The following is a 12,434-nucleotide window of genomic DNA, read 5'->3' on the forward strand; positions in this document are numbered from 1 at the left end:
TTACTTATAAATCCTGACCGGGTCGTCGGGTCACCGTGCCGGAACGACGGTGATTCGCTGTTTGCGGTCGATGGCGTCCTCCAGTTCCTCGGCGATGGCGGAGCCGCGAGACACCTGTACCTCGCCGCCGCGACCGACCGTGGCGGTGAAGAGGTACTCGCCGTTAGCGCGCACTTCGACGGTCTCGCCCACGCCGCCGCCGACGCCGATGACGACGTGGCGGGAGGTGATCTCCGGCTGGACGACCTCGCCGCGTTCCTCGCCGACCTCGCCGCCGGTGTCGGACGAGCCGGCCTCGCCTCGGTCTCCGCCGCGGCCGCCGGGTCGCTCGTCGTGGGTCCGGACGTCGATGTCGATCCCGAGACGGTTCTCGATGTCGGTGATGCGTCCGCCGCCCTTCCCGATGACCGACGCGATGTCGTGCTCCCCGACGTAGACGACGGCGTCGTTTTGGCCCGTGAGGTCGACGTCGACGTGTCCCTGCGCGACCGACCGGATCTCGCGTTCGATCTCCTGTTTGGCGATGCGGCCGACCCCCGTCTCCGAGTCGTCGTCCTCGTCCTCGTCGAGGGGGACGGTGACGACCTGCCGATTGAACGTGTATATCTCGTACTCCGGCTTCCCCGTCGCGAAGTTCGTCACCTGGATGACCGGGCGAGCGAGGTCCTCGGCGGTGAGTCCCGCCGGCACCTTCACCTCCGTCCGGACGTCGTAGACGGTGTGGACCTCCCCCGCCTCGATGTACACGACGGTGTCGACGATCTGGGGGATCATCCCGAGTTCGACGCGGCCGACGAGCCGCTGGAGCGCGTCGATCGCGCGGGACGCGTGGACGACGCCGACCATCCCGACGCCGGCCATCCGCATGTCCGAGAACACCTCGAAGTCGTTCGTCTTCCGGACCTCGTCGTAGATGGTGTAGTCGGGGCGGACCAACAGGAGGGCGTCGGCGGTGTTCTCCATCTCGCCGCCGAGCGCGCCGTACTGGGTGATCTCCGGACCGACCTGTAAGTCGCGCGGCTTCTCCATCGTCTTGACCGCGTAGTCGTTGTCGTTGAGGAACTCCGCGACCGCCTGTGCGAACGTCGACTTCCCGGCACCCGGCGAGCCGGAGATGAGCACGCCGCGTTTCCGTTCGAGGAAGCGCTCGCGGAGCTCGTCGGCGAACTCGTAGTCGTCGAGCGTCGTCTTCGCGATCGGTCTGACCGCCGTGATCTCGATCCCGTCCGCGAACGGGGGTCGCGCGACCGCGATCCGGTAGTTACGGTACTGGACGATGTCCATCCCGTCGTCCGAGAGCTCGACGAACCCCTCGTTCGAGCTCCGCGCGAGGTTGACGATGGCGGTCGCCCACTCGTTCATCCGCTCCTCGCTCGTCGGTTCGTCGTCGATCGCCTCGTAGCGCATCTCGCCGAGCGAGCCGCGTTTCGCCTTCGGCAGCGTTCCGGACTTGAGGTGGACGGACATCGTCTCCTCGGTGAACAGGTCCTCGATCGGGAGCTCGTCGACGACCCCGCGGGTCACCGGCTCCACGTACTCGACGTCGAGGCCCTTCGCCCTCCCGACCTCCGCCTGGACGATGTCGCTCGTGAGGAGGGTCGCGCCGTGTTCGTCGGCGACGTCGCGGATGATCGCGTCTATCTCGCCTTCACCGGCTCGGTCCTTCGAGCCGGACTCGGGGCGCTCCCCGACGTATTCGATGGATATTCGTCCATCGTCGGCGTACTCCGCGAGCCGCTGGAGCTCCGAGAGCCCGTCCCAGCCCGAGTCGAGCCCGTCGTTCGCCTGCGACTCCAGTTCGCCGACCACGGCCTCCGGGACGAGCACCGTCGCCCCCTCGTAGCCGCCGTCCTCGACGCGTTCGGACACGCGGCCGTCGACGACCGCACTGGTGTCCGGTACTACGTTCATACCCGGAGTGGGTGCGGGAACGGTATAAGGGTGTTCGACCGGGGTGGAGCTCGGTCCGTCAGTCGAGCGTCGATCGGAGGGCATCGATCGCCTCGTCGTTACCCGCTATCAACACGCTGTCTCCCGGTTCCAGGGTCGACTCGATCGGAACGTCGGTAAGGAACGTGCCGTCGCGTTCGACCGCGACGAGGAGACATCCCAGCTCCTGGACGGAGAGTCCATCCAAGCTGCGGCCCGGGAGTTCCTCGGCGTCGACGCTCACGATCTCGACCTGCCGATCGTAGGAAAGCACCGCCTCCCGGAGGACGTTCAGCGCGACCAGCCGCCCGGCGATGTCCGGAACCGCGAGCACGTAGTCCGCACCGGCCCGCCGGGCCTTCGATTTGGTGTGTCGCTCGTTCATTCGTGCGGCGATGTGGAGGCCCTCCTGTAGCGCCCGCGCGTGGAGAACGGCCAGCACGGCATCGTCGTCGTCCGCCAGCGCGACGACGAACGCCTCCGCGTTCTCGACGCCTGCTTCCCGGAGCGTCTCCTCGTCCGTCGCATCACCCACGACGTCCGCCGCGTCCTGCTGAAGATCGACGACCGTACAGTCGAACCCGACGTTCGTGAGCCGGTCGTGAACCGCGGAGCCAACCTCCCCGAACCCGGCGATGACGACCGATCCGTCCGCCCGCGATCCGGGTCGCGTCCGGGCCTCGACCTGGCGTAGCTCCGATTTGACTCCGGCGAGGATCAGCGTGACGCTCCGGTCGAGTCGCGTCTCCGGCGCGGGGTCCCGTACGAAATCGTCGTCGACCCACACGCCGACCATCGTGACCGCCTCGTTCTCGAGCAAACCGCTCTCGGCGATCGTACTGCCGTGGATCGGACTCTCCTCGTCGATCGTCGCCTCGACGACGGCGAACTCCTCGCCGAGCGAGACGACGTCGCTCACCCGCGGATCGAGTTCGGATCGCACTCGGTCGGCCAGCCGGCGTCCGAGCAGCTGGCGCGGCAACATCACTCTGTCCGCGCCGGCGTGTTCGAGCGAGCGTTCCAGCGAGGGGTCCTGACACTGAGCGACCACCAGCACGTCCGGCGCGCGTTCCCGGATCGCGAGGACGCTACTCGGCGCGTGCGCGTCCTCGACGGCCACGACGACCGCCGCGGCGCGTGCCACGTTCGCCCGTTGGAGCGCCGCCGCCGACGTCGGGTCCCCGTGGACCACGGCCGCGCCGTCCTCCATGAGATCCAGAATCGCTCGCTCGTTCTCGGCGAGGACCACGTACTCCACGCTGCGCGCCTCGAACTCGTCGACGAGTCGCTCGACGTGGGACGTGACCTCGCAGGCGAGGACGACGTGATCGGACTGCGTCGTCGACTGTGGCGGCGTCGGCGAGAGCCGCTCTTCCAGGATCGGTTGGAACACGTACGGGAGCACGATGAACAGGATCAGGAACGTCGACATGTCCAACGCAATGACGAAGAGGTTCGCCACCGGCGACTCCCACGGAGAGTCCGACCCGTAGCCGGTGCCGGTGAACGTCTCGACGACGACCTGCGTGGAGTGAACGTAGCTGGCGGTGCGTCCCTCGAAGACGATCATCACGTAGTGATACGCCACCGAGGCGACGAGCGTGAGGACGACGAGCCCGCCTATCGTTTTCGCCGCTCGTCGCTGCCATCGCTCCATATCGGCCCTATTCGACGTACACTAATAATCCTCCGCCGTCACGGCCCTCGGAGGTGCGGATCGGGAACGGATCCGGCGGGGAGGTGCGGATCGGGAACGGATCCGGCGGAGGTGAGACTCAGTGAACGGTCCGATCGTCGCTCGAATCGATCTCCTCGATCGGATCGGCGTTGCCGAACTCGGGCGTTGGCCCGTCGCCGGGGGCGGCCCACTCGACGCCGTTTCGAAGCACGTGTCGGACGTCCTCGTTGTAGTAGACGGGGTACGTCTCGTGGCCGGGTCGGAAGTAGAACACCTTCCCGTCGCCGCGGTGGTAACAGCAGCCGGATCGGAACACCTCGTCGCCCTCGAACCACGAGGTGAAGACGAGCGTGTCCGGCTGCGGGATGTCGAAGCGTTCGCCGTACATCTCCGCCTCGGCGACCTCGATGAACTCGCCGATCCCGTCGGCGATCGGGTGGCCCGGCTCGACGACCCACAGCCGCTCCGTCTCGGCGGCCTCACAGCTCGACGCCGGAAGGAATGAGGCTCTCGCCGCGCAGCAGGTTCCCCTCGTGGTCGTACACGAGGAACGTTCCCTTGTCGTAGCTCACGAGCCGCTCGCCGTCGATATCGATCTCGACGCGATAGCGGGCCTCGTCGTCGGTCGCGTCGCCGTACTCGCGTGCGGCACGAATGAAGGGGAGGACGTCGGCGGCGGTCTCGTTGAGTTCGAGCACGAAGTCGCCGGTAAACCGGTTGGTGACTCCGACGACGCCCTCGATGTCGTGCCCGTCCGAAAGCGGCTCGCGGAGTCGAAGGGCGACGTCGATCTCGGCCGCCGACAGGAGCTTCCCGTCGGCGTTCGACAGTCGTTCCCGTAACAGTCCCTCCGGCCCGTGGAAGTCGATACGGACCAGCGGCATCATCGGGTCGTCGGCGTCGTCCGAAACGCCCTCGACGGTGAGATCGAAGTAGTCGCGCCGCATTGGCTACCTGACTGTTCGGGACCGTCGGGTATGAACGTAACGCCCGTACGGGCGACGCGCCTCGCTCTCGGGGTGGTCGCCGCCGCCGGCCGAGGGCGTCGATCCGGCCGATTCGACCGGAGCGGCGGCGACGGGTGACGCTGTCGGACGCCATTTAAGTCGGGCGGGGACGTACCGTCGCGTAACCATCGATGTCGGGGGACGTACTGACGGGTGAGGATAGGGGGTCGATAGCCGTGCTCCGGCGACGACTCAAGCGAACGTGGGAGATGCTGCAGGGTGCCGACATCGACGTGCGACCGTTCAGGCCGGGCGAGGACGGTCCGCTCGCGTCCTTTACCGCACCGGACGGCGAACGGGAGGTGGACCGGTACTGGGTGAACGCGCCGTACGCCTACGTCGTCATCACTCACGACGACGCGGAGAGCGAACACCGGTACTACGCCGTCGAGCCCGACCTCGACGAGTTCGAGCGGACGCTGTTGAACCGCGTTAGCGAGGACATCCGCGATCCCTTGTTGTACAGCGATACGAGGGGTGTCGACGAGGCGACGCTCCGTTCGGAGCTGGAGACGCTGTTGGAGCAGTACGCCGTCGATGCGGGGATGTCGACGTTTCACGCCCTGCTGTACTACCTCCACCGCGACTTCCGGGGATACGGAAAGGTCGACCCGCTGCTCAACGACCGGCACATCGAGGACGTCTCGTGTGACGGCTACGATCTCCCGATCTTCGTGTACCACGACGAGTACACCGACATCGAGACGAACGTCTCCTTCGGCGAGCGGGAGCTCGACAACTACGTCATCCGGCTCGCACAGCGGTCGGGGCGGCACGTCTCCGTCGGCGACCCCATCGTCGGAACGACCCTGCCGGACGGGTCTCGCGTGGAGCTTGCGCTCGGGAAGGAGGTGACGCCGCGCGGCTCCGCGTTCACGATCCGGCAGTACGCGGAGGAACCGTTCACCCCGATCGACCTGATCGAGTACGGTACGTTCTCGATCGAACAGATGGCGTACTTCTGGCTGTGTATCGAGCACAACAAGAGCCTCATCTTCGCGGGCGGCACCGCGTCCGGAAAGACGACGTCGATGAACGCGGTGTCGATGTTCATTCCGCCGCGCGCGAAGGTGCTCTCCATCGAGGACACTCGCGAGCTCTCCTTATACCACGACAACTGGCTCTCCTCGGTCACCCGTGAGCGGCTCCACGAGGGGACCGACGTCGACATGTACGACCTGCTTCGCTCCGCGCTGCGTCACCGACCCGAGTACATCATCGTCGGCGAGGTCCGTGGCGAGGAGGCAGTCACCCTGTTCCAGGCGATGAACACCGGTCACACCACGTTCTCGACGATGCACGCCGACTCGATCGAGACGGTGATCAACCGACTGGAAAACGATCCCATCAACGTCCCGCGTGCGATGGTTCAGTCGCTGGATATGCTGTCGATCCAGACGCTGACCCGCTCGAACAACGAGCGGCTCAGACGGGCGAAGGTGATCGGAGAGATCGGAGAGATCGACGGTCGAACCGGCGAGCTCGACTACTCGTCGGCGTTCACGTGGGATCCCGGAGCGGACGAGTTCCAGCGGAACGACTCCGAGCTCCTCGCGGAGATCCAAACGGAGCACGGCTGGAACCGCACCGAACTGCTCCGAGAGATCGATCGGCGCGAACGGTTCCTGGAACTGCTGATCGACCTCGACGTGAGCGGTTACCGCCGGTTCACCGCCTTGGTGAACGAGTACTACGCAGATCCCGAGCGCGTGATGGAGCGCCTCCACGAGGAGGCGGGGATCGATCTCGATCGCGACACGACGGTCGGGAGGCGTGGCCGGAGTTCGGGCGACGGCGGCGAGGGATCCGAAGCGTCGCCCGGCGGCGAAGCGGTGGAGCCGGGCGATGACGAGGGAGTCGACGACGGATGATCGTGTACCTTCCGCTCGCGGCCGCGATCGGGCTCTGTCTCCTCGTGTTCGGCGGGTCGGTGAGCGCACGGATCGATCTCCTGTTGACGCGGATCGCTCTGTCGATCTTCGGCGAGTACGTCGCCGAACACAGTCCCAGACGGGAGTCGCAACGGACCCGGATGCGCGCGGCGTACCTCGGTGAGACGCATCGCGTGTACGCGTCCCGAACGCTTCTCGATGCGGGTGTTCTCGGAGTGGCCGGCAGCGTCATCGGCGTGTACGCCGCCGCGGCACTGCTCGCCGCACTCGGCGTCGGAGGCGAGGCGATCGCCGCGGTGCTCCCCGAGCCGCTGGTGTTTCTCGCCGGCCTCGCACGACTGACGACGATCGACGCCCCACAACTGTTCGTCCTGCTCGTGGGGTCGTCGGCGACGGTCGGGGCGCTGCTCGCGGCGGGGTTCTACTACGCCCGGTGGGAACTGCTCGACCAACGCGCGATGGCCCGTGCATCGGAGATCGACGCGACGCTCCCGCGAACCGTGGCGTTCATCTACGCGCTCTCCCGCTCGGGGACGGCGTTTCCACAGGTGTTGTCCACGCTCGCGGACAACGAGGACGTGTACGGCGAGGCGGCCACGGAGCTGTCAGTCGCGGTCCGCGACATGAACACGTTCGGAACCGACTCGCTCACCGCGCTTCAACGGACCGCGAGACGAACGCCGAGCGAGGACCTCGCCGACTTCTCCGAGAACCTCGCGTCCGTGCTCGGTTCCGGCCAGTCGCTGTCGGGGTTCCTCAGCGATCAGTACCAGCGCTATCAGGAGGAGGCGGAGGCGAAACAACAGCAGTACCTCGAACTGCTGTCGGCGTTCGCCGAGGCGTACGTGACCGCGCTGGTCGCGGGACCGCTCTTTTTCATCACGATCCTCGTCGTCATCGGGCTCGTGTTGCAGGACACTCTTCCCCTGTTACGCGTCGTCGTGTATCTGGGGATTCCGCTGGCGACGTTCGGGTTCATCGTGTACGTCGACAGCGTCACGCAGGGCGTCGGCGGTACCGAGTCCGTCGATTACGACGACGAGCCGGCGACCAGAGAGCGGTTCACGCTTCCGGACGGCGGCACCGTTTCGGACCGCTGGATCGACAGTCGCGAGCGGTTGGCGGCACACGACCGGCTCCGAACGGTGATCGAGTGGGCGAGTTCTCCCGTCGAGACCGTTCTGCGAACGCCGCACGCGATCCTCGTGTTCACCGGTCCGATCGCGCTGTTGTGGGTGATCGTCTCCGCGTTCCCGATCACGGTCGGCCCGGCGACCCGGATGGTCGCGCAGATCGACACACAGATCGTCGCCGCGACGGGGTTCGTGCTGGCCTCGTACGCGATCGTGTACGAGATCGGGAAACACCGGACGAGGCGGATCGAGCGGTCGGTCCCCGACTTCCTCGATCGCCTCGCCAGCATCAACGAGGCGGGCACGTCGATAGTCGATAGCGTTCGTCGGGTCTCCGAGTCGGATCTCGACGCGTTGACGCCCGAACTGGAGCGGACCTGGCGGGACGTCCAGTGGGGTTCCGACGTCGAGTCCGCGCTTCGGCGACTGGAACACCGGGTCAGGTCGCCGCTGATGTCGCGGATGGTCACGCTCGTCACGAACGCGATGCACGCCAGCGGCGATCTGGGGCCGGTGCTCCGGATCGCTGCCGACGAGGCGCGCGCAACCCAGCGGCTCCAGCGGGAGCGAAAGCAAGTGATGATCACGTATCTCATCGTCATCTACATCTCGTTTCTCGTCTTCCTCGGGATCGTCGTCGCGCTCTCCGTCTCGTTCATTCCGGCGATCGAGGACGCCACGATCTCGGGAGGCACCGGCAACGTTCCCGGCGGAATCGGCGGGATCACCGAGGGAGTCGGCGAGATATCCGTGTTCGGGTACGAACAGCTGTTCTTCCATGCGGCGGCGATACAGGCGGTCTGTTCAGGACTCGTCGCCGGACAACTCGGGGAGGGGTCCATCCGCGACGGGGTGAAACACGCCGTCGTTCTCCTCGGACTCGCCGCCGTGACGCTTACCGCGATCGGTCTCCTGTGACCGTTGCTTCCCCCTGTTGGGTCGGCGGGGGTCACCGCGTATTTACTCGTCGCCGTCGACGTGGGGATATGGACCCGCAGTCGACGTACGACCGGATCGCCGCCCACTTCTCGAAGACGCGCGAGTACGCGTGGCCGGAGGTCGAGTCGTTCCTGACCGACCGGTCCGTCGGCCGGGCACTCGACGTCGGCTGCGGGAACGGGCGGCACACCGAGTCGTTGAGCGGTCACGCCACACGCGTCGTCGGCGTCGACGTGAGCCGCGAGCTGTTGCGGGAGGCCCGCAAGCGGTCGGTCGAGCGGGGCTACGACGACCGTGCCTCGTTCGTCCACGGCGACGCGGCGCGGCTCCCGTTCGCCGACGACGTCGTCGAGTTGGCCGTGTACGTCGCGACGATCCATCACCTCTCGCCTCGCGAGCGACGCGTTCGGAGCCTGAACGAACTCGCGCGGGTCCTTCGACCGGGCGGCGTCGCCCTCGTGAGTGCGTGGAGCACGGCTCACGACCGGTTCGACCGGGAGTCGGGGTTCGACACGACCGTCGACTGGACGCTGCCGGGCGGCGACACCGTTCCCCGATACTATCACATCTACGCACCGGAGGAGTTCGCCGCGGACATCGCCGAGAGCGAGCTCGAATCGGTCGACATCGACGTGTCGAGCGGGAACTGCTACGGCGTCGTCCGGGCTCCGTCGGCGTGAATTATCGGTTTTGATATTTGGATGGGAGCGTTAAAGAGACGGGACCGTCGCGGTCGAATCAATGCGCAAATCGTTACGGACGGTTCTCCAACGGGTCGCCCCGGACGCGGTTGCCGGGAGCTATCTAGCGAAGTTCACGATCGCGTTGTGTCTCGTCGTCGCGTTGATCGGTGTAGTCGGCGCGGTCACGTACGCGGAGACGACGGACCACCTCGAGTCCAACGCACAGGAGGACTACACAGCGATCGCCGAGCTGAGCGGAACGCAGCTCGACGTCTGGGCGGGCGAGCGGCGATCCGACGTCCGTGACACCGCGGACAGCGACATGTTTCGGAACGATCCGGACGTTATAGACGGGTATCTGGACGCGCAGCTGGTCGGGTTACCCGAGGAGGTGGTCGGGTTCCATTACCTCGACCGGAACGACCAGCGACTGTTGTCGACGAGCGTTCCCGGATCGGACACCTCGATCGAGGAGCGCGACTGGCTCAACCGCAACCTCGTGTACGGTGGGAGCGTGTACGAGAGTCCCGTGTACGGCGAGGAAGGCGATCGACGCGTCGCGTACGTGACCGCCACGCCCGACGGGAACTACCTCGTGATGGAGATGGACCTCTCGGCGACGGTCGAGACGCTCCGCCGGCCGACCGACGGGTCGTTCACGACCGTCGTCGACAGCAGCGGATACGTCGCGGCGAGCGACAGACGCGAGATCGAAGGCATCCGGTACGGCGACGACGTCTGGAACCGGCTGATCGAGGGGCTCGAGTTCGTCGGCTTCCATCCGGAGACCACCTTCGAGTTCGCGGGCGACGCGGAGTACCTCGTCGCGTACGCGCCGGTCCCCTCCGCGGACTGGATGGTCGCCGTCCACGTCCCGCTGTCGGAGGCGTACGCGCTGTCGGGTGACGTCGCCCGGAACCTGCTCGTCATCGTCGGCGTCGCGGTGGTCGGCCTCGGCCTGATCGGTGCGACGCTCGGACGCGGCACCGTCGTCGAGCTCAACCGACTCGGCACTCGGGCCCGACAGCTCGAGTCCGGCGACCTCGATGTGGACTTAGCGACCGATCGCCGCGACGAGCTCGGCGATCTGTACGGCTCGTTCGCGGCGATGCGCGACTCGCTGCGCGAGCAGATCGAGGCGGCGGAAGCCCAGCAGCGACGCGCCGAGGAGGCGCAGGCGGAAAGCGACGCGTTCGCCGACCGTCTCGAAACCCGCGCCGCGGCGTTCGGCGAGACGATGGGCGAGTGCGCCGATGGTGACCTCACCGCCCGATTGGAACCGGAACCGGACGATCCCGAGGCGCTTCGGGAGGTCGCGGACGCGTTCAACGACGCGATGGCCGAGCTCGAAGCCACCGTTGCGGAGGTCGACGCGTTCGCCGACGAGGTCGCCGCGGAGAGCGCGACCGTCACGGAGAACACGGACGAGGTGGCGGCGGCCGGCCAGCAGACGAGCGAGGCGGTCGACGAGATATCGGCGGGTGCGGAGCGACAGAGCCGCCAGCTCTCGACGGTCGCAAGCGAGATGGAGGATATGTCCGCGACGATCGAGGAGGTCGCGGCGTCGGCGGAACAGGTCGCGACGACGTCTCGGCAGGCGGACGAACTCACCGAGGAGGGACGCGACGCGGCCGGCGATGCGGTCGAGGAGCTCCACACCATCGAGGACCGGTCCGAGTCCGCCTCCGAAACGGTCCGGCGGCTGGAAGCGGAGATGGAGGAAGTCGACAAGATCGTCGAGACGATCTCGGAGATCGCCGACCAGACGAACCTGCTCGCGTTGAACGCCTCCATCGAGGCCGCGCGGGCAGGCGAGGCCGGAGCGGGCTTCGCGGTCGTCGCCGAGGAGGTCAAGAGCCTGGCCGAGGAGACCCAAGCGTCCGCCGCGGAGGTCGAGGAGATCATCGCGGAGCTGCGCGAGCGCACCGACGAGAGCGTCGCGGAGATGGCGGCGATCCGCGATGGCGTCGATTCCGGCGTGGAGACCGTCGAAACCGCCGAAGGCGCGCTCGAGGACATCTCGATCCGCGTCGCGGAGGCGGACGACGGCGTCCAGGAGATATCCGGTGCGATGGACGCACAGGCGGCCTCGGTCAACGACGTCGCCGGTGCCGTCGACGAACTCGCCGGCATCAGCCAGCAGACCACCGCCGAGGCGACCACCGTCGCCTCCACCGCCGAGGAGCAGGCGACGACCCTCGACGCCGTCTCGACCCGCACGGCCGATCTGAACGATCGCGCCGAGGATCTCCGAGCGACGGTTGCCGACTTCCGGATCGACGGCGCGGCGGTCGACGATGAGATAGCCGACCAGACCGCGACCGACGATGAGACAGCCGACCAGACCGCGACCGAAGGAACGGACGCTGGGCGTGTGGCCGCGGAGGCGGACACCGAGACGACGGAGTCGAACGGACGCGGTCCCGACGCGTCGGCGTTCGGGTGGGTCGACAAGTCGTCGGCGCTGTCGGAGCACGGCTCCGGTTCCGAGACGAACGGGAGCGCGCTCACCGACGGGAACGGAGCCGAGGCGAGAGTCGAGCTGACGGGACCCGACGGCACCGCCGACACGAACGGCACCGAACCCGTCGGTAATGCGGGTGACGACGGCGCTGCTTCGGGGTCCGGGGTGACCGACGGCGACGACACCAAAGAGTAAGGTCCTTATTCCGGGGGCGTTTCGGTCCACATGCGCGCCGGTGGTCTAGTGGTAGGACCTGAGCCTTCCAAGCTCATGGCCCGGGTTCAAATCCCGGCCGGCGCATTCCCGTCGGTCGTGCGCCAGCCGGAGTCCCACTCGCTCCGCTCGCGGGACTCCCGGCCGACGCATCTTCCCGCACACCACGAACGAGGAGCGCCGGCGACTGCCACTTATAAACGAACTGTGCGGTGGCGTCGCCGGTGCGATGCGCCGGCTGCAGGCGAGAGCGAGGCTCTCGCCCTGCGCGCCTCCGAGCGCCCGGTAGGCGCTCGGAGGCGCGTGCGAGGGAGTCAGGGGCGGTCGCCGGAACCGCTCGGCGACCGCCCCTGACTCCCTCGCGCGCGCTCCTCGCGCCTGGTGGGCGCTCGGAGGCACGCGCCACCGCGTCGTTCGTTTATAAGCGTCCGTCGCCGCTACTCACGGCCATTTAAATACTATGTCGCGACCGACGAACTGCAATACTCACTCCCGT

7 protein-coding genes, 1 tRNA gene and 1 pseudogene are annotated in these 12,434 nt (G+C 67.2%); 5 read left to right on the forward strand and 4 right to left on the reverse strand.

The features are described from left to right. Positions 1 to 30: 30 nt before the first annotated feature. From ACNSN7_RS10765 to ACNSN7_RS10780, 4 genes and pseudogenes are all read right to left on the reverse strand, one after another. The gene (locus ACNSN7_RS10765; RefSeq protein ID WP_418282286.1) at positions 31 to 1,911 is read right to left on the reverse strand and encodes a PINc/VapC family ATPase; all 1,881 of its coding nucleotides are present in this window, start codon (positions 1,909 to 1,911) and stop codon (positions 31 to 33) included. A 58-nt stretch (positions 1,912 to 1,969) separates the two neighbouring features. Then, positions 1,970 to 3,586, reverse strand: a complete 1,617-nt coding sequence (locus tag ACNSN7_RS10770; protein ID WP_418282287.1) for a potassium channel family protein — start codon at positions 3,584 to 3,586, stop codon at positions 1,970 to 1,972. 118 nt (positions 3,587 to 3,704) lie between these two features. After that, positions 3,705 to 4,088 (reverse strand): annotated as a pseudogene (locus tag ACNSN7_RS10775) (ThuA domain-containing protein); the annotation flags it as partial. Then, positions 4,087 to 4,554 carry a DUF5793 family protein gene (locus ACNSN7_RS10780; protein ID WP_418282288.1) on the reverse strand — a complete coding sequence of 156 codons (468 nt, stop codon included), beginning with the start codon at positions 4,552 to 4,554 and terminating at the stop codon, positions 4,087 to 4,089. The gene ACNSN7_RS10780 and the pseudogene ACNSN7_RS10775, both read right to left, overlap by 2 nt. Positions 4,555 to 4,745: 191 nt before the next feature. On the opposite strand from ACNSN7_RS10780, the gene ACNSN7_RS10785 reads away from it, so the two are divergent. The 5 genes from ACNSN7_RS10785 to ACNSN7_RS10805 all read left to right on the forward strand — a co-directional run bounded on the left by ACNSN7_RS10785 (position 4,746) and on the right by ACNSN7_RS10805 (position 12,025). Further along, a complete protein-coding gene (locus ACNSN7_RS10785) occupies positions 4,746 to 6,485 on the forward strand; it encodes a type II/IV secretion system ATPase subunit (protein WP_418282289.1) in 1,740 nt (579 codons plus the stop codon). Then, positions 6,482 to 8,557: a type II secretion system F family protein gene (locus ACNSN7_RS10790; RefSeq protein WP_418282290.1), complete on the forward strand. Its 2,076-nt coding sequence runs from the start codon at positions 6,482 to 6,484 to the stop codon at positions 8,555 to 8,557. The genes ACNSN7_RS10785 and ACNSN7_RS10790 overlap by 4 nt, the downstream gene beginning before the upstream one ends. 68 nt (positions 8,558 to 8,625) lie before the next feature. Then, positions 8,626 to 9,258 carry a class I SAM-dependent methyltransferase gene (locus ACNSN7_RS10795; RefSeq protein WP_418282291.1) on the forward strand — a complete coding sequence of 211 codons (633 nt, stop codon included), beginning with the start codon at positions 8,626 to 8,628 and terminating at the stop codon, positions 9,256 to 9,258. Positions 9,259 to 9,319: 61 nt separating this feature from the next. Beyond that, complete coding sequence (locus ACNSN7_RS10800; RefSeq protein ID WP_418282292.1) at positions 9,320 to 11,920, forward strand: methyl-accepting chemotaxis protein; 2,601 nt, start codon at positions 9,320 to 9,322, stop codon at positions 11,918 to 11,920. Between the two features lie 34 nt (positions 11,921 to 11,954). Continuing rightward, positions 11,955 to 12,025 (forward strand) — tRNA-Gly (locus ACNSN7_RS10805). Positions 12,026 to 12,434 lie beyond the last annotated feature (409 nt).

Origin of the sequence: Halorubrum rarum, assembly GCF_048380895.1 — an archaeon.
Classification (GTDB): Archaea; Halobacteriota; Halobacteria; order Halobacteriales; family Haloferacaceae; genus Halorubrum.